Source organism: Bradyrhizobium sp. McL0615, from assembly GCF_049993905.1.
GTDB lineage: Bacteria > Pseudomonadota > Alphaproteobacteria > Rhizobiales > Xanthobacteraceae > Bradyrhizobium.
The window spans coordinates 4,191,307-4,208,064 of sequence record NZ_CP188254.1 but is presented as its reverse complement, the minus strand read 5'-3'; the positions used below and the strand labels follow the sequence as shown (position 1 = coordinate 4,208,064).

The 16,758-nt window shown below is 62.4% G+C and carries 16 protein-coding genes and 1 pseudogene; 10 read left to right on the top strand and 7 right to left on the bottom strand.

Going from position 1 to position 16,758, the window contains the following annotated elements:
- Positions 1-327, bottom strand: a complete 327-nt coding sequence (locus ACPPVP_RS19730; protein WP_426537947.1) for a conjugal transfer protein TraD — start codon at positions 325-327, stop codon at positions 1-3.
- Positions 328-497: 170 nt separating this feature from the next.
- Between ACPPVP_RS19730 and traA the strand changes: the two genes are divergently transcribed.
- Both traA and ACPPVP_RS19720 read left to right on the top strand, forming a co-directional pair.
- Entirely contained in the window at positions 498-3,509 is a 3,012-nt protein-coding gene (gene traA, locus ACPPVP_RS19725) for a Ti-type conjugative transfer relaxase TraA (protein WP_426537226.1), read from the top strand.
- 128 nt (positions 3,510-3,637) lie between these two features.
- On the top strand, positions 3,638-3,853 hold the full coding sequence (locus tag ACPPVP_RS19720; RefSeq protein WP_426537224.1) for a helix-turn-helix transcriptional regulator: 216 nt from the start codon (positions 3,638-3,640) through the stop codon (positions 3,851-3,853).
- 422 nt (positions 3,854-4,275) lie between these two features.
- Here the strand turns inward: ACPPVP_RS19720 and ACPPVP_RS19715 are convergent.
- A pseudogene (locus ACPPVP_RS19715) lies at positions 4,276-4,524 on the bottom strand (integrase); the annotation flags it as partial.
- A gap of 344 nt (positions 4,525-4,868) precedes the next feature.
- Here ACPPVP_RS19715 and ACPPVP_RS19710 point away from each other — a divergent pair.
- Entirely contained in the window at positions 4,869-5,165 is a 297-nt protein-coding gene (locus tag ACPPVP_RS19710) for a helix-turn-helix transcriptional regulator (RefSeq protein ID WP_426537222.1), read from the top strand.
- Here ACPPVP_RS19710 and ACPPVP_RS19705 read toward each other — a convergent pair.
- Together ACPPVP_RS19705 and guaA are read right to left on the bottom strand one after the other, a co-directional pair.
- Positions 5,119-6,375, bottom strand: coding sequence for a tyrosine-type recombinase/integrase (locus tag ACPPVP_RS19705; protein WP_426537945.1), 1,257 nt, complete (start codon positions 6,373-6,375; stop codon positions 5,119-5,121). The genes ACPPVP_RS19710 and ACPPVP_RS19705 overlap by 47 nt on opposite strands.
- Positions 6,376-6,666: 291 nt before the next feature.
- Positions 6,667-8,262, bottom strand: coding sequence for a glutamine-hydrolyzing GMP synthase (gene guaA, locus ACPPVP_RS19700; RefSeq protein WP_426537220.1), 1,596 nt, complete (start codon positions 8,260-8,262; stop codon positions 6,667-6,669).
- A gap of 238 nt (positions 8,263-8,500) precedes the next feature.
- On the opposite strand from guaA, the gene ACPPVP_RS19695 reads away from it, so the two are divergent.
- The 3 genes from ACPPVP_RS19695 to ACPPVP_RS19685 are packed head-to-tail and all read left to right on the top strand — an operon-like array spanning position 8,501 to position 9,960.
- On the top strand, positions 8,501-9,346 hold the full coding sequence (locus tag ACPPVP_RS19695) for an alpha/beta fold hydrolase (protein ID WP_426537218.1): 846 nt from the start codon (positions 8,501-8,503) through the stop codon (positions 9,344-9,346).
- Between the two features lie 21 nt (positions 9,347-9,367).
- Positions 9,368-9,583 carry a hypothetical protein gene (locus tag ACPPVP_RS19690; protein WP_426537216.1) on the top strand — a complete coding sequence of 72 codons (216 nt, stop codon included), beginning with the start codon at positions 9,368-9,370 and terminating at the stop codon, positions 9,581-9,583.
- 44 nt (positions 9,584-9,627) lie between these two features.
- On the top strand, positions 9,628-9,960 hold the full coding sequence (locus tag ACPPVP_RS19685) for a DHCW motif cupin fold protein (protein WP_426537214.1): 333 nt from the start codon (positions 9,628-9,630) through the stop codon (positions 9,958-9,960).
- Between the two features lie 96 nt (positions 9,961-10,056).
- Here the strand turns inward: ACPPVP_RS19685 and ACPPVP_RS19680 are convergent, their stop codons facing one another.
- The gene (locus ACPPVP_RS19680; protein ID WP_426537212.1) at positions 10,057-11,355 is read right to left on the bottom strand and encodes an RsmB/NOP family class I SAM-dependent RNA methyltransferase; all 1,299 of its coding nucleotides are present in this window, start codon (positions 11,353-11,355) and stop codon (positions 10,057-10,059) included.
- A gap of 72 nt (positions 11,356-11,427) precedes the next feature.
- Positions 11,428-11,850 (bottom strand): MAPEG family protein, encoded by a 423-nt coding sequence (locus ACPPVP_RS19675; RefSeq protein WP_426537210.1) that lies wholly within the window; start codon positions 11,848-11,850, stop codon positions 11,428-11,430.
- A gap of 195 nt (positions 11,851-12,045) precedes the next feature.
- Between ACPPVP_RS19675 and ACPPVP_RS19670 the strand changes: the two genes are divergently transcribed.
- From ACPPVP_RS19670 to ACPPVP_RS19655, 4 genes are all read left to right on the top strand, one after another.
- Positions 12,046-12,735, top strand: a complete 690-nt coding sequence (locus tag ACPPVP_RS19670) for an acriflavin resistance protein (protein WP_426537208.1) — start codon at positions 12,046-12,048, stop codon at positions 12,733-12,735.
- Positions 12,736-12,974: 239 nt separating this feature from the next.
- Positions 12,975-13,955 carry a dienelactone hydrolase family protein gene (locus ACPPVP_RS19665; protein WP_426537206.1) on the top strand — a complete coding sequence of 327 codons (981 nt, stop codon included), beginning with the start codon at positions 12,975-12,977 and terminating at the stop codon, positions 13,953-13,955.
- A 151-nt stretch (positions 13,956-14,106) separates the two neighbouring features.
- On the top strand, positions 14,107-14,952 hold the full coding sequence (locus ACPPVP_RS19660) for a metallophosphoesterase family protein (protein WP_426537204.1): 846 nt from the start codon (positions 14,107-14,109) through the stop codon (positions 14,950-14,952).
- A 160-nt stretch (positions 14,953-15,112) separates the two neighbouring features.
- Positions 15,113-15,916, top strand: a complete 804-nt coding sequence (locus tag ACPPVP_RS19655; RefSeq protein ID WP_426537202.1) for an outer membrane protein — start codon at positions 15,113-15,115, stop codon at positions 15,914-15,916.
- Positions 15,917-15,977: 61 nt separating this feature from the next.
- Here the strand turns inward: ACPPVP_RS19655 and ACPPVP_RS19650 are convergent, their stop codons facing one another.
- Positions 15,978-16,748, bottom strand: a complete 771-nt coding sequence (locus ACPPVP_RS19650; protein ID WP_426537200.1) for an SDR family NAD(P)-dependent oxidoreductase — start codon at positions 16,746-16,748, stop codon at positions 15,978-15,980.
- Positions 16,749-16,758: the final 10 nt, after the last annotated feature.

Here is a 16,758-nt window from a genome sequence, read left to right as displayed (position 1 = left end):
TCATGCCGCGCCCTTGCGGCCTGATGGCGGTTGCGGGCCGCCCGGTTGCGTCGGAGTGCCTTCCAGGTTGCGGTCAGTTGTTGGTGCATTTCGCCGCGCCCGTCTTTGAAAGAACGTGGCCCCGCGCCTGGCCCATACCTCCCTCTTTCCGGCCTCCTTCGTCTCGGCTAGCACGATCAGCGCGCCAGCCAGTTCATCGGCGCTGAGCGTGTCAGCCCCCGTGGCGATGACGAGTTCGCCAAGCTGCTGCACTTTGCGGCTTTTGAGGTCGCGGGCTTTGTCCCCCAGCGCCTTCAGTTCGGCATCAAAGTCCCTTGGCTTCCGCATCATTGTCTCCTTGAGCGTTGATGAGAAATGATAGTCGAGCATCCGGCACAATGCTGTAGGGTTGTCAGGACGGGCTGAGACGGTGCGATCCCGCCCGAGATTTTTTCGAGGGAGGGCGCGCTTATACGTCGTTCCGACGTGCGCTCTGCCGTGCCACTGATCTGATCGCGATGGCGATCTACCATCTTCACGTCAAGGTCATTGGCCGCAAGTCTGGCTCCAGCGCGGTGGCGTCGGCTGCCTACCGCTCTGGGTCGCGTTTGCGCGACGAGCGCCTGGACCGCAGCCATGACTTTTCGGCCAAGCGCGGCGTCGTCCATTCCGAGGTGCTGCTCCCTGAAAATGCGCCGGAGGCGTGGGGCGACCGCGAACGCCTGTGGAACGATGTCGAAGCGTTCGAGGTCCGCAAGGATGCTCAGCTTGCCCGCGAGGTCGAGTTCGCCATTCCGCGCGAGATGAGTGAGGCCCAGGGCATCGAACTGGCCCGCGACTTCGCTCGGGGCGAATTCGTGGATCGGGGCATGATCGCGGATCTCAATGTGCACTGGGACATGGCCGAGGACGGCCTGCTCAAACCCCATGCCCATGTCATGCTGACCATGCGCGTTGTGGACGAAAACGGTTTTGGTCCGAAGGTTCGGGACTGGAACCGCACTGAGATGGTCGAGCGCTGGCGGGAACGTTGGGCCGAGCTTGCCAACGAGCGGCTAGCCGAACTCGACATCGACGCGCGGATCGACCATCGCAGCCTGGAAGCGCAGGGTATCGCGCTGGAGCCGCAAACCCAGATCGGCGCGCCCGCCAAACGTATCGAGGACCGGGGCATCGAGGGCGAAGCGACCGAGGCTGACCGCGCCGAGATGCACCGCGAGATTGCACGCAATAATGGCGAGGGGATCATCGCCGATCCTTCGCTGGGGCTAGACGCGATCACACAGCAGCAATCGACCTTCACGCGGCGCGATATAGCTATCTTCGCGCACCGCCACAGCGACGGGATCGAGCAGTTCAACGTAGTCATGGGCGCGATGCGTAGCGCTCCAGATCTTGTCGAACTCGGCAAGGACTCACGCGGCGAGGACCGCTTCACCACCCGCGACATGATCGAGGCGGAACAGCGCCTGCACCGCGGCGCCGGATTGATGGCCGAACGGGAGCGCCATGAGGTGCGCGGCGCGAACCGCGAAGTCGCTTTGGCGCGCGCCGAACAGAGCGGTCTTGTCCTTTCGAGCGAGCAGGCCGATGCGCTGGTGCACATCACGGATGGGCGCGATCTTGGCATCGTCGTCGGCCATGCCGGAACGGGAAAGAGCGCGCTGCTGGGCGTGGCACGGGAGGCGTGGGAGACGGCGGGCTATGAGGTCCGGGGCGTGGCACTTTCCGGCATCGCGGCGGAAAACCTCGAAAGCGGATCGGGCATTGCATCACGGACCATCGCCAGCATGGAGCATGGCTGGGGAAAGGGCCGCGACCTGCTCACGACCCGCGATGTGCTGGTGATCGACGAGGCGGGCATGGTCGGTACCCGGCAGTTGGAACGCGTGCTGTCCCATGCCACTGAGGCCGGAGCCAAGGTCGTGCTGGTCGGGGATCCAAAACAGCTGCAATCAATAGAGGCCGGCGCGGCGTTCCGCTCGATCCATGAGCGTCACGGCGGCGCGGAAATCGGCGAGGTGCGCCGCCAACGGGAGGACTGGCAGCGGGACGCAACGCGTGATCTGGCGACCGGCAGAACCGGCAATGCGCTGGAAGCCTATCGCTCCCACGACATGGTGCATGAGGCCCAGACCCGCGAGCAGGCGCGCGGCGATCTGATCGACCGCTGGGACCGCGACCGGCAGACATCAACGGACCGGAGCCGGATCATCCTCACCCACACCAACGACGAAGTGCGGGCCCTCAACGAAGCGGCGCGCGAAAAGATGCGGGAAGCCGGAAGCCTTGGCGATGAGGTGCACGTCACGGTCGAGCGCGGCGCGAGAAACTTCGCCAGCGGAGATCGGGTCATGTTCCTGCAAAATGAGCGCGGGCTTGGCGTGAAGAACGGCACCCTCGGCATCATCGAACAGATGAGCCCGCAGTCCATGACCGTTCAGACCGAGGATGGTCGATCCGTACGCTTCGACCTCAAGTATTATAACCATATCGACCATGGCTATGCCGCGACCATCCACAAGGCGCAGGGCATGACGGTGGATCGCACCCATGTACTGGCGACGCCGGGGATGGACACCCACAGCAGCTATGTCGCCCTGTCGCGGCACCGTGACGGCGTGGAGCTGCATTACGGCCGCGACGATTTTGCCAATCAGGACCGCCTCGCCCGCACCCTGTCGCGCGATCGCGCGAAGGATATGGCCTCGGACTACGAGCGTGCCGATCCGGTACAGAGCTATGCCGAGCGGCGCGGGATCACCTTCCGCGAGCGCGTGGCCGAGATCGTGCGCAAGGTCGTGCCGCAAAAGCTACGCGACATGTTCGACGGCCTTCGCTCTCCTTCAGATGTGCCCGGCCCGGATGGCGGACGAAGGCCTGAGCGGGAAACGCCGGAAAGGGAAAGGACCGGTACGGAAGCCGAGCGGCGCAAAACCGAAGCGCCGGACAGGAAGGTGGCGGAAGACCCAGAAAAGGAATTGCGTCGCGTGCGTACCCGAGCGCTGGTCCGCCATGCCCGAGCCGTGGATGCGATCTTTGATATGCAGAAGCTGGGCGTCGATGCAAGTCTCGAGCAGGTGAAGGAATTGCAGGAAGCCCGCAAGGTCTTCGAGGCGGTGCGGCCCTATGGCTCGCACGACGCCGAAGCCGCCTACAATAAGAACCCGGAACTCGCCCTGGAAGCCGCTTCGGGCAACCCTGCCCGCGCCATCCGAGCGCTCCAGCTTGAAACTGAACTGCGCATCGATCCGGGCCGCCGCGCCGACCGCTTCGTGGAGGACTGGCAGAAGCTCGACCTGGCCAGCCTGCGCCAGTATCAGGCAGGCGACATATCCGGCTACAGGGCCACGCGCTCCGCGATGGGCGACATGGCGAGAGTCCTCGAACGCGATCCGCAACTGGAGTCTATCCTCGACAACCGCAAGCGGGAGCTTGGCATCGCGTTCGAATCAGGACGCCGGCTCGGCCTCGAGCTTGCTTTCACCCACGGCATCGACCTTGGAAGGGGCCGGGGCATCGAAATTTGACTCGTCCGTTTTACCGCCGACTCTTCGCCACAGTGCGGTGACGGGTAAATCCCTCTTGCGCGCCAGCAAACGCCTGCCCTGTCTGTCTCAGCAGTCGTCAGAAACAGCCAGCAGGAGGCAGCGCAGCCATGCACGAACCCGCCCGTATCATCCGTCTGAAAACTGTACTTGCCCGGAGCGGGTTGTCCCGATCCACCATCTACCGCAAGATCGCTGAAGGCACGTTCCCGCCACAGATCAAGATCAGCGTCAACGGGATCGGCTGGCATGAGTCCGACATCGACCGCTGGGTCGCCGATCCCGTCGCATGGCGCCCGAAATGTCAGCGCGATGAGGTCCGGTGAGGTCGGTGGTTGCCTGCCTTCTGCCAGACCGTTCGATGGCATGTCCTTTTGCTGCTGACAGCAGTGAACCGGACCGGCCTCAGGCCATAAAGGCTGGCGCTGTCGCGCCCCCGCTTCGCGGCTCCGGCCTTGACGGCCTGAGGCCGCCCCGGTTTGGGCTCCCCGTGCAGGCAAAGTTGGATTGGTGGCACGGTCGCGCTTCCAATCTGCAACGAAGAGATAGCGCGGCTCGCCAGCGAAAACTCCCCAGACCAAATCCTAGACTAAACTGAAATTTATTCTGGACCGTTCTAAGCCAATTTTAAGATCAATAGCTTTTCCAGCGAGCTCGATAAGCGCCCGGAACGGTTCGAACGTCCGACCCTCAGATTCGTATTCCGGTCAGCCAACGCTTTTTCCGAAGCGGTCGCGGTCCGCCCACTTTAGGCGGCAATGCCCTGCATATCTTCAGTCTCGGTCAGCCGCTCTCCGACGGCCGTTGCCAAGAAGCGTGCCAAGGCGGCTTTCCGCGTGTCACGATCCAAGGCGTAGGCAGTCTGCTTAAACTTGTCCCCGTCCAGAAGGCCTTGGATATAACCGGAAATCGTATCGGCCGCCATGATAAGAGCGGTATCGAGCGTGTGGATGTATTTACTGTTCACCGATCCTTTGGCATGACCGACCAGCGCGGCGTCAATCGAGCACTGAAGCCTATTATGCTTTAGGGTGTGCAGTGCCCGATGTATACTCTTGCTGGCGTTTGAAATCCAGCCGTGCGGTCCGCCTCGGTGCTCCCGATAAACTACAGATTGCAGGTGGGAAATGGCCTGCGGACGATCGCGCCCGGCCGCCCTTCGCGCAACGGCATGATGCGGTTCCTCCCGGCGATGTGCGAGCGAACTGGTTGGCCCACCTTATATCCGACAGCGCAAAACGTTTCTTTTTGTACGACACATTAGCCAGCCGGTTGCCGGGTGGAGCCCCAAACTCTAGTTGCCCAGTATCTATTGGTCTCAATCGCTTACAGGACAGCAAGATGACACGTCGGGAAGCAACACCCATCAAGCGCACCATCCGGCGGGACCAGCTTCGCGAGATGGTCCCGCTTGCCGACAGCACCATCTATGAAATGGAGCAGCGCGGCGAGTTTCCGAGGCGGTTCGCACTATCGGCCCGGTGTGTCGTGTGGGATCTCGCTGAGGTCGAAGCCTGGCTCGCTGCGCGAAGATCAACGCCTCCTGCCCGTGCGCCGCATCCTGATGTGAGACAACGTCGAACCCGGCCGGTCATAGTGCCGGGTCGGGCTGCAGGAGCGGCATTGAAGGGGGAATAAGGGTCGGGATGTATTTCTGGCCGCCAACCCAGGCATCGACGATGTTGGACCACTCCTGCATCATGTGGCGGCGCTGCACCTCGTACTCTGCCTTGTTGTAGACTCCCCTGGATGACCGCCCGTCCTCATGCGCAAGGCACTTTTCGATCCAGTCGCTGTTAAATCCGAGTTCGTTCAGAAGTGTTGACGCGGTCCTTCGCAGGTCATGAACCGTGAACGGCTCCAGCGGAAGCCCCTCCTTTTCTGCATGCTCAACAACCGTGTACGTGACCCGGTTAAACGTGGCCCGCGACATCGGAGCGTCCGCGTCGTAGCGCGACGGCAGGACGAACTTCGAATTTCCTGCGCATGTCTTCAGCGCAATGAAGATATCGAGCACCTGGCGCGAGAAATACACATTATGCGCCCTCGAACGCTTCATGCGCTCCTTGGGAATCGTCCAGACCGCATTCTCGAAATCGACTTCATCCCATGTGGCATCGAGCAGTTCGCTCTTGCGGACCATCGTCAGCAGATACAGACGCATACCCAGCCTGATGGTAGGCAATGTCGCGACATGATCCAGTTGTTTGAGCATGATGCGAATTTCAGTCGGTGAAAGCGAACGGTCCCGCGGGACAAAGCTTGCGATCGACGCAGGTCCAACCTCATCTGCAGGATTGGTGATCTTCTCGCCGTGCAGGATCGCAAACCCGTAGATCTGCTTCACGATATCGCGGACGTGGATCGCCGTTGCAGGAGCCCCGCGCTCTACGATGGCAGCGCAATGGGCACGGAGATCGTCTGATGCAATCTCATTCAGAAGGCGCCTGCGCCAGACCGGAAGCAGCTCGCGCTCGAAGATCGATCGCCGCATTGCCCGTGAGCTGTCGGCCATGGGCGCGGCGACGAGCCACTTTTCACCGAGCTCGCCGAAACTTCTGGCTTCAAGCAGACGCCGCTTTTCGCGCTGCTTCTCGATTGCGGGAGAACGACCCTCACCTATTGCGCGCCTCGCATCGATGCATTTCTCGCGAGCTCGTGCGAGCGATAGCCCGGTTGGGCCGTACTTCCCGAGAACGACAGTCTCGCGCCGGCCATGCAGACGGTAGTCGAGCCGGAACGACAGCGTACCAGCGGGCGACACGAGCACGTACATGCCGTCACGGTCAGTGATCTTGTACGATTTTTCCTTTGGCCTCAAAGCCTTAAGCGCCGCATCTGTCAGCAAAGACTTTCCCTCCAGGCAAATACCGTCGGTCATTTTTGAGCCGCGATTGGCCGGATATTTCCTTGCTTTACAGATACTTAGACAAAGAAAAATACCGTCAGGCGCAGCATCGCGCGTGACGGTATCGATCAGGATCGGTATTTTCAATGGACGGAGACACCGTCAGGCGCCCCGTCTGTCCAGATTTCTGCGTGCCGATAGATCTCGAACGTAGATGACGAATTAAGTCGTAAAATCAGTCTGTTAATTCGTGCAATTGGATAGAGCGGGATAGTCCCAGACGGGCCCGAATTATTCCCACTCAATCGTCCCCGGCGGCTTTGACGTCACGTCATACACCACCCTATTCACGCCCTTCACCTCGTTGATGATCCGCGTTGCGGTCTCGCCGAGGAATTTCATGTCGAAGGCATAGAAGTCGGCGGTCATGCCGTCGGTGGAGGTGACGGCGCGTAGGCCGACGACGTATTCGTAAGTTCTGCCGTCGCCCATCACGCCGACGGTCTTCACCGGCAGCAGCACGGCGAAGGCTTGCCAGATCTGGTCGTAGAGGCCGTGCTTCCTGATCTGGTCGATATAGACCGCGTCCGCGTTGCGGAGGATGTCGAGCTTCTCTTTCGTGATGTCGCCGGGGCAGCGGATGGCGAGGCCCGGGCCCGGGAACGGGTGGCGGCCGACGAATATTTCGGGAAGACCCAGTTCGCGGCCGAGCACGCGGACTTCGTCCTTGAACAATTCGCGCAGGGGCTCGACCAGCTTCATGTTCATGCGCTCGGGGAGACCGCCGACATTGTGGTGCGACTTGATCGTTACCGACGGGCCGCCGGTGAAGGAGACGCTTTCGATCACGTCGGGATAGAGCGTGCCTTGCGCGAGGAAGTCCGCGCCGCCGAGCTTTTTCGCTTCCGCATCGAACACATCGATGAACAGGCGGCCGATGGTCTTGCGCTTCACTTCCGGATCGGTGACTCCAGCGAGCTCGCCGAGGAATTGTTTTGAGGCATCAACATGCACCAGCGGAATGTTGTAGTGATGCCGGAACAGGTCGACGACGGTCTTGGCTTCATCGAGCCGCAGCATGCCGTGATCGACGAACACGCAGGTGAGCTGGTCGCCGACCGCTTCGTGGATCAGCACCGCGGCGACAGCAGAATCGACGCCGCCGGAGAGGCCGCAGATCACCCTGCCCTTGCCGACCTGCGCGCGGATCTTCTCGATCGCCTCCTCGCGGAAGGCGCGCATGGTCCAGTCGCCGGTCAGGCCGGCGACCTTGCGCACGAAATTGCGGATCAGCTTGGCGCCGTCGGGCGTGTGCACCACTTCGGGGTGGAACATCAACCCGTAGTATCTTCGCTTCTCGTCCTGGATCACCGCGAACGGCGCGTTCGGCGAAACGCCGGCGACCGTAAAACCCGGCGGCATTTTGGTGATGCGGTCGCCATGGCTCATCCAGACCTGATGCTTTTCGCCCATCGACCAGGTGGATTCGAACAGGTTGCTGGCCGCCTTGACCTCGACATCGGCGCGGCCGAATTCGCGGTGGTGGCCACCCTCGACCTCGCCGCCGAGCTGGGCGGCCATGGTCATCTGGCCGTAGCAGATGCCGAGCACGGGCACGCCGGAATCGAAGATCTTTTGCGGCGCGCGAGGCGAGCCTTTTTCGTGTACCGATTCCGGTCCGCCGGAGAGGATCACCGCTTTCGGCTTCATCTCGTCGAAGGCGGCTTCCGCCTTCTGGAACGGCACGATTTCGGAATAAACGCCCTCCTCGCGGACCCGGCGCGCGATCAGTTGCGTCACCTGACTGCCGAAATCGACAATCAGAATCTTGTCATGCGCCGAGACCATGGTTGGCGTCGACTCGCGGGCTTTTTGTGGGGCTGTCATGGCAAGCAGATACGCGACGAGGGGCGGCCTCGCAACCCGGAAAATCCCCCGTGGCCAGCCTGGTCAAGGCCATCCACGTCTTTTAGCGGGCAAAATCGAAGGAAAAGGAGGCAAATACAGGCTCCGCACGGTACTCGACCCATATTGGGCTACATCAGTAACCGTCCGCGCTGTTGCCGCAATCCGGCTGAAATCTACCTCATCCAGATTGGTCGGATGATCACCGACAGGATTGAAGATGCGCCGAACGTTGATTTTGGTTTTTCTTGTACTTGCGATCCCACTGCACACAGCGATGGCAGCCGAACGTTGGGAGGCGTTGCCGCCGACACCGGCACCGGTCCCGGGACTAAAGACCGGACACGCCGAGCTCAACGGAATCAGGCTGTTCTACGCCGAGATCGGTCAAGGCTCGCCGGTCGTGGTGCTGCACGGCGGCTTGGCCAATTCCGACTATCTCGGCAACCAGGTGCTGGCGCTTGCCGGACATCACCGCGTTGTCGTGGTGGACAGCCGCGGACATGGGCGCAGCACGCGCAACGACCAGCCGTTCGGGTACGACCTGATGACCGACGACGTCGTGGCGCTGCTCGACAGGCTCAATATCCAGAAAGCCGATATTGCGGGCTGGAGCGACGGTGCGATCATCGGACTGGACATGGCCATGCGGTATCCCAATCGCGTGGGCCGCGTCTTCGCGTTCGGCGCCAATACGCAGACTTCCGGCCTCAAGGACGGGTTCGACAAGAATCCCGTCTTTGCCGCCTATATGGCGCGCGCGCGTGAGGAATATACGCACCTTTCACCGACGCCCGATCAATACGATGCCTTTCAGGAACAGATCGGCAAGATGTGGGAGAACCAGCCGAATTGGACGGATGCGCAACTCCGCACCATCAGCTCACCGGTCCTGGTGGTGGATGGAGACCACGATGAAGGCATCAAGCGCGAGCACACGGAATATATCGCCGCAACAATTCCTGGCGCCCGCCTGCTGATCCTGCCCAACGCCAGCCATTTTGCCTTCTTGCAGGATCCAGTCCTGTTCAATGCCGCGCTGCTGGATTTTCTCGGCGATCGGTAGCAAAATACCGAAGACGCGGAGATGACCGCTGACCGTGGTCAGGCGGAGGCCAGCGGCACGCTGCGCGGCAAGAACGAGCGTAGCGCGCAGATCTGCGGCTCGACGCTGGAGGCAAGATCCGGCCAGGCTCGGCGAACATTTGGTGCAGTACCGCCGTCATTGCGAGCGAAGCGAAGCAATCCATCACGCGGCATCAAGAAAGAATGGATTGCTTCGTCGCTTCGCTTCTCGCAATGACGGAGGCCAGAGTTACCCGCTCCCCTACCACAGGAAATTCCCGCATGAAAATTCCGACACTGCCCTTCACCGTCACCGACTGGAGCGAAGTCCCCGCGACGAAACATCCCGGCGAAACCGGCGAAGCGCTGTGGCGCACGCTTAACATCGGCGACCTGCGGGTGCGGATGGTCGAGTATTCGCCGGGTTACCTCGCCGATCACTGGTGCGACCGCGGACACGTGCTCTACGTGCTGGAGGGCGAACTCGATAGCGAATTGCGCGACGGGCGCACATTCAAGCTCAAGGCGGGGATGAGCTATCAGGTCTCGGATTTCGGCGACGCCGCGCATCGGTCGTCGACCAAGACCGGGGTGAAGTTGTTCATTGTGGATTGAGAACTCGTAGGGTGGGCAAAGCGAAGCGTGCCCACCATTCAAGACATCGGTCGCGGATAGATGGTGGGCACGCTTCGCTTTGCCCACCCTACGCGATCACGCCTTCTTCAGCACCGATACGAAGAACCCGTCCGTGCCGGTGCGACGCGGCGTCATCAGCCAGCCCTCGGCAGACCCGAGCGCGGCCTTTTCAAAATCTTCCGCCTTGTCCCAGAGCACGCTCGCCGTCTCGTTCAATGGCTGAATCGAAAACCCTTCATGGCGTGACAGGAACGCGCGCACCTGGTCGCCGTTTTCGCTCGGCAACACCGAGCACGTGACATACGCGATCCGGCCGCCCGGCTTGACCAGGGCTGCCGCGCGATCAAGCACTTCGGCCTGGTCCTTCAAGCGGACTTCGAGCGCACCGGGGCGCATCCGCCACTTTGCATCCGGATTGCGGCGCCAGGTGCCGGTGCCGGTGCAGGGCGCGTCGATCAGCACGAGATCGGCCGACGCCCTGATGTCGACCAATGGATCAGCGTCGCCTTTCGGCGCGCGGATATCGGCGTTGTGGACGCCGGCGCGCGACAGCCGCTCGTAGATCGGCGCGAGCTGGCGCTTGTCATGATCGGTCGCGATCAGGCGGCCCTTGCCTTGCATCATCGCGGCGAGTGCCAGCGTCTTGCCGCCGGCGCCGGCGCAGAGGTCGATCACCTGCTCGCCGGGTTTTGCCGCCGTGAACAGCGCCGCGAGCTGCGAGCCCTCGTCCTGCACTTCGATGCCGCCCTTGATGAAATCTTCTTCCGCGTGAATGCCGGGATTGCGCGCATCGGCGCCGAGCTCGATGCGCAGGCCGATCGCCGACCACGGCGTCGGCTCCGCGCCGAGGTGCGACAGCCGCGGCAGAACCTTTTCGCGATTGGCCTTCAGCGTGTTGACGCGGAGATCCAGCGGCGCGCGGCTCGCCATCGCCGTTGCTTCGGCCACCCTGTCGTCGCCGAACACTTTTGCCAGATGCGCGTCGAGCCATTCCGGATAATCGCCGGCAACATGCGGCGGTGCATCGTCGAGTGAGCGCGAGGTCAGCGCCGAGCGCTCGGCCGCGCTCAGCGGCTCCGGCGCAAATCGTTCGCCGTGGCACAAATTGGAGATCGCCTCAGTCGTCATGCCGCGCTCGAGCCTCAGCATGCCGAGCACGCGCGCGCGCGGCGTGTCGGCGTCCATCAACCAGGCGCTCGACGCCCGCCGCCGCAACACGTCCCAGATCAGGCCCGAAATCGCCGCGCGGTCGCCCGAGCCGGCATAGCGGTGCGCGGTGCCCCACTCCTTCAGCGCCTTTGCGGCCGGAACGCGCTGGGCGTCGATGGTCTCGATCAGTTCGATAGCGGCGGAGAGCCGGGCAGCGGGAGTCATCAAGAACTTTCCGTTAGCGTTTTCGAGCGAAGTGGAACCGGTTCGCGTGAAGAAAACGCGTCAAAACAAAGATTAGATCAGAAGCAGCAGCTTCAGCGCGAAGTAGATCCACATCGCCAGCACCACCAGCGCGCCGGCAAACCACGCCAGGCTGCGCTGCTGGATGTTGTTCGAGGTGACGAAAATGCCGGCATGGGCAAATCGCGTCACCACGAACACCCAGGACATCAGCACGATGAAGAGATCGGCCCGCCGCAGCGGCAGCGCCAGCGCGATCAGGAAGTAGAACAGGAGGGGTACTTCGAACTGATTGCTGAAGCAATTGCCGATCTGGGCGACGCGGGCCGGATATTTCGGCTGTCCCGCCGCGATGTCCTTCACGCTGGTTTCCCGGGCCTTCACCGCCTTGGTGCGGGCCGTGACCATCCATAGCATCAGGAAGAAAGTGAGCCCGACCAGAACGAAGACCGGCAGCAAAACCATTTGAACCGACATGAGAATCTCCCCCGAAACCTGCACCAGACCTTAAAGCAATATAGCCGCCCTTCGCCTGACAAATCCGCTTGTCCGGGGCCACCTGAACCACCGCCCGAGCCGTTTGAACCACAGCTCAAGCGTTGGCGACCAACTATCGAGAATTCCGATGGTTCTGGCCTCGAACCGGCCATCAAGCAACCCAGCGAGCAGGCGATGAACATCACCTCCCCGATCCTGACCGGCGCAGCCAACGCGACCGAGCTGCCCGGCGACACCGTGACCTCCTTTTTCAGGGCATTCGGGGCCGGCAGCCCGGACGGCGGCCTTGGCGTGATCATGTCGGCCCTGGCCGGCGTCGCCGCGGCGCTGGCGGTCGCAATCGCGCTGTCGGTCTATTTCCGCAGCGGCTATCGCAGCCGGCGCGATCTGGTGAGGCACGGGCTCGCCGCCTCCGCGGTGCTGGTGCTGCTCGCCTTCGCGATCTCGGACATGCGGAACGCTGCGCTGGCCTATCTCGGCCTCAATCCCGCAAAGCCCGCCGTCGAATTCGAAATCCGCCTGCCGAAGGCGGCACTCGCGACGGCCACCGACACCCAGGTCGAATTGCTGACCGATCGAAACCAGAAGCTTGCAAAAGTTCAGGAGGCACTGGCCGCCACCCCCGACGGCCGAAGCATCTTGCGGGGAACCGTGACGCTCGATTACCGCACCACGGAACGCATGATGGTGTTGAACCTGCCGGGCCAGGGCCAGAGCACCTTTCGGCTGCGGCTGCCCGCGAGCCCGTCGCGTTCCGGCCAGTTCGGGCCGTGGCACCTCGCCGACGGCATCGTCCCCGCCAATGGCGACACGGTGACGTCAGAGCTTCATGACGCCTTCGCGATCCGCTACCGCGTGCATTGAGGCACGCGGGCGCTTGCGGAACCAGGCGTGCTGATGCGATCGGTTTCGCCACAATCATGGCCATTCGCCGCCATCGCCCACCCCCTGTATGCCTGCCAACATGCAGACCTGTTGCCGATACACATCGCGAAATAAAAGACAGCGAAACCGCGGGGCACATTTGCTTTGACGGGAACAGCTAGCACTTTACTCTATCGCTGACGGTCGCCAAAAAAGAGCAGCCGCAGGAGGATTACAACTTGCGATTTCGCGATCAGGATATTGTTTTCGCCGACGGCGCCAACGGACAGAGCAAGGGACAGAATTTCGAAATTCCCACCGCCAATCCTGCCAACTACTTCCACGTCATCAGCAATTCCGCCGAGCTGCCGAGGCTTGCGATCGACGGCAAGCTGTTCCTGCCGGCCTCGGACAAGCGCAAACGCAACGGAAAGCTGCCGCTGGTCATGGTGGTGCCGGGCAGCCTCGGCGTGGCGCCCTCGCACGTCAAACATGCCGAAACGGTGGTTTCCGACGGCTTCGCGGCGTTTGTGCTCGATTGCTTTGGCGCGCGCGATGTGACCTCCACCGTCGCCAACCAGACCCAGTTCTCCTTTGCCGCCAGCGCCTATGACGTGCTGGCGGCCTGGCAGGTGCTGTCTGATCATCCCGAGATCGACGCCTCCCGGATCGGCGCGCAGGGCCACAGCCGCGGCGGCTCGGCGGTGCTGACGGCAGCGACGCGGCGCTTTGCCGATGCGGTGGTCGGCGCCGGCGCCGGCTTTCGCAGCGTGCTCGCCGCCTATCCCTGGAGCGGCCACCAGTTCCTAGATCCCTCCGTCGATGAAACCGAAATCCGCGTCATCATGGGCGACGCCGATGAATGGTGCTCGCCGATGCAGGTGCAGGGCCATTGCCAGGCCATCCGCCTCTCCGGCGGAAGAGCGACGATGCGGCTGATCGGCGGCGCGCAGCAGAGCTTTGACCGCGGCACCGATATCGAGAACGTTCCCGACGCATCCGTCTCCCCCGCCGCGCCGACGGCCTATATCGCCAATGACGGCGCCTTCATCCATCCGCTCACCGGCGTCGCCGACAGCAAGCTGGTCGACCGCGACCTCATGATCTACGCGCTGAAAGCCGGCTACGGCCGCAAGGGCGCCCGGATCGGAAGCCGCGATGGCGATGCCGAATTGTTTCGGGCGGATATGCTGGCGTTCTGGCGAAGGACGCTGGGGTAAGCGCTAGAGTGACGCGTTGCGCCACATAATAGTCGTCATTACTCGCGCACGCGGATGATCCAGCGTCTCAGAGACGTCAGCGCCTGGATCGAGAAGATCGTCATCGCGCCGACTTCGGCTCCGGCTATGCTCGCGGCGAAAGGAATAATGCATGACCGAATTTCGTCTGACGCAAATTTCCGATACGCATCTTTCTCGCGCCGACCGCTTCGCCAGCCTGACCGAGAATTTTCATCGGATCAGCGCGCACATCGACGCCGCGCGGCCGGATCTCGTCGTCAACAGCGGCGATGTGTCGTGGGACGGTCCAACTCATCGCAGCGATCTGGAATTCGCCAAAGAACTGCACGCGACCTTGCCGATAGATTGCCGCTACCTGCCAGGCAATCACGACGTCGGCGACAACCCGACGGCGCTCGGCGCCGCACCATTGCATATGGCAAACGAAAAGGATTGTGCCGCCTTCATCGAAGTGTTCGGCGAAGACCGCTGGCAGTTCGAAGCCGCGGGCTGGCGCTTCATTGGGCTCAATTCGCTGATCATGAACACGGGAATTCCGAGCGAGTACGAGCAGGAAGAGTGGCTGCAGTCGCAGCTCTCCGGTGCGAACGGCAAGCCGATCGCACTTTTTCTACACAAGCCGTTATATCTGATGACCCCTGATGATCCCGAGGAATCCGACACCGCGATCCGCTATGTACCGCAACCGGTACGCTCCAGGCTTGTGGAGATGCTCAGTGCGCTTGACGTGCGGCTGGTTGCGAGCGGCCACGTCCATCAGCGCCGCGACTTCACCTTTGGCCATACGCGCCACGTCTGGTCGCCCTCCGCCGGCTTCATCATTCCTGACCGAATGCAGCCCGTGATCGGCGCGAAGGAATGCGGGCTGGTGGAGTATCGTTTCCGGCCCGACAGTTTTGAGGTCCGGCACGTCAGGGCGGCCGGCCAGATCGATGTCGGGCTGGATGAACTGCTCAACGCGAAATCGAAGAGCTAGGGCTTCGAACGTCTGTCCTGCGGTTTCGCTTGTTCGGCAGTGACGCTCCAAAGACGGCCTGAATAGTTGCAGGTGTTGCTCGCGAGGAACAGCCTCTCCTCAAGCGGATCGGATAGGCTGTTCCCGATTTCACCGCGACGTGTCGCGCCCGGGGGCGTTCATGAATAGATTTGCGCTTGCCGTTTCCTTGCTCGCAGTCAGCGCCGTGAGCGCCGCTGCCGCCGATCTCGCGGCCCGTCCTTACACCAAGGCGCCCCCGGTGGCCGTCGCAGCCATCTATGACTGGAGCGGCTTCTATCTCGGCGCCAATGGCGGCGGTGCGTGGAGCCGCAAGTGCTGGGATGCGAATCCGTTCACCATCGATCTTGGTTTCATTCCCCCGTTCACCGTTTCGGGTCCTGAAGGATGCCATACCGCTGGTGGCGCAACAGCCGGCGGCCAGGTCGGCTATCGCTGGCAACGCGCGGCCTGGGTGTTCGGACTGGAGGCGCAGGGCAACTGGGCGGATCTATCGGGTTCGAACCCGACTCCGAACGCTTTTCTGGCCGGTTTTGCCAACCGCTCCAGGATCGATGCCATCGGCTTGTTCACCGGTCAGGTCGGCTACGCCTGGAATTCTTTCCTGCTCTACGTCAAGGGCGGCGCTGCGGTCACGCAAGACAAGTACGAAATCTTCCTCACGGGCCCCCAGGGTCCGCTGCCATCAGGCTTCATTGCGGCCCGCGGCAGCGAGACGCGATGGGGTGGCGTGGTCGGCGTCGGAGCCGAGTATGGGTTCACGCCGAACTGGTCATTCGCGCTTGAATACAATCATTTGTTCATGGGCGATCGCGATGTCCGGATCACCTACGATCCGGCGTTTATCGCTGCGTTGAACCACAGCGAACGGATTCGTCAGGATGTCGACATGGTGACCGCGCGCATCAACTACCGCTTCGGCGGACCTGTCGTCGCAAAGTACTGACCTCTACGTCTGAAAAGTGAAAGCCCCGGCATCGCGTCCGGGGCGCCACGAACAGCCCGTCTCAGGCCGCGTAGTATCCGCCGTCGATCACGTGCGATGCGCCGGTCATGAACGAGGCCTTGTCCGAACACATCCAGGCCACCGCTTCGGCGATCTCGTTGGGAACGCCGAAACGCCGCATCGGCACTTTCGCCAGAATGTCCTGACCGCGCTCATCGATAATATCTTTCGTCATCGGGGTCGCGACGTAGCCGGGATTGACGCAGTTCACACGGATGCCGTCCTGGGCATATTCGATCGCCGCGCTCTTGGTCAGCCCCACCACGCCGTGCTTGGCCGCGACGTAGTGGGCCGAGGTGGCAAGGCCGATCAGTCCAGCGATGGAAGCCGTATTGACGATCGCGCCGCCACCGCCCTGCGCCAGCATCTGCGCGACTTCGTGCTTGAGACAGAGAAACACGCCCCTCACATTCACCGCCAGCATGGTGTCGAACGCCTCCTGGCTGAGTTCGTGTGAACGCTGGCCCGCCGGGCCGACGGCGCGTCCGGAGATTCCCGCGTTGTTGAACGCACAATCGATACGCCCGAACGCCGAGACCGTGCGCGCCACCATCGCGGCGACGTCGGCTTCGCGCGTCACATCACCGCCGATGGCGATCGCCTGACCGCCGGCCGCATTGATCAGCGCGACCGTCCCTGCTGCGTCTGCCTCGGCGCGGTCGGCCACCGCCACCCGCGCGCCTTCCCGCACCATCACCAGCGCGGTCGCCTGGCCGATGCCAGACGCGCCGCCGGTGACGAGCGCTACCTTGCCGTCAAGAATGCCTGCCATGTTTCATCTT

Excerpts from the sequence above, each read along its gene's own strand:
- ACPPVP_RS19730 (WP_426537947.1), bottom strand. The coding sequence starts at position 327 with ATGCGGAAGCCAAGGGACTTTGATGCCGAACTGAAGGCGCTGGGGGAC.
- traA (WP_426537226.1), top strand. The coding sequence starts at position 498 with ATGGCGATCTACCATCTTCACGTCAAGGTCATTGGCCGCAAGTCTGGC.
- ACPPVP_RS19720 (WP_426537224.1), top strand. The coding sequence starts at position 3,638 with ATGCACGAACCCGCCCGTATCATCCGTCTGAAAACTGTACTTGCCCGG.
- ACPPVP_RS19710 (WP_426537222.1), top strand. The coding sequence starts at position 4,869 with ATGACACGTCGGGAAGCAACACCCATCAAGCGCACCATCCGGCGGGAC.
- guaA (WP_426537220.1), bottom strand. The coding sequence starts at position 8,262 with ATGACAGCCCCACAAAAAGCCCGCGAGTCGACGCCAACCATGGTCTCG.
- ACPPVP_RS19695 (WP_426537218.1), top strand. The coding sequence starts at position 8,501 with ATGCGCCGAACGTTGATTTTGGTTTTTCTTGTACTTGCGATCCCACTG.
- ACPPVP_RS19690 (WP_426537216.1), top strand. The coding sequence starts at position 9,368 with ATGACCGCTGACCGTGGTCAGGCGGAGGCCAGCGGCACGCTGCGCGGC.
- ACPPVP_RS19685 (WP_426537214.1), top strand. The coding sequence starts at position 9,628 with ATGAAAATTCCGACACTGCCCTTCACCGTCACCGACTGGAGCGAAGTC.
- ACPPVP_RS19680 (WP_426537212.1), bottom strand. The coding sequence starts at position 11,355 with ATGACTCCCGCTGCCCGGCTCTCCGCCGCTATCGAACTGATCGAGACC.
- ACPPVP_RS19675 (WP_426537210.1), bottom strand. The coding sequence starts at position 11,850 with ATGTCGGTTCAAATGGTTTTGCTGCCGGTCTTCGTTCTGGTCGGGCTC.
- ACPPVP_RS19670 (WP_426537208.1), top strand. The coding sequence starts at position 12,046 with ATGAACATCACCTCCCCGATCCTGACCGGCGCAGCCAACGCGACCGAG.
- ACPPVP_RS19660 (WP_426537204.1), top strand. The coding sequence starts at position 14,107 with ATGACCGAATTTCGTCTGACGCAAATTTCCGATACGCATCTTTCTCGC.
- ACPPVP_RS19655 (WP_426537202.1), top strand. The coding sequence starts at position 15,113 with ATGAATAGATTTGCGCTTGCCGTTTCCTTGCTCGCAGTCAGCGCCGTG.
- ACPPVP_RS19650 (WP_426537200.1), bottom strand. The coding sequence starts at position 16,748 with ATGGCAGGCATTCTTGACGGCAAGGTAGCGCTCGTCACCGGCGGCGCG.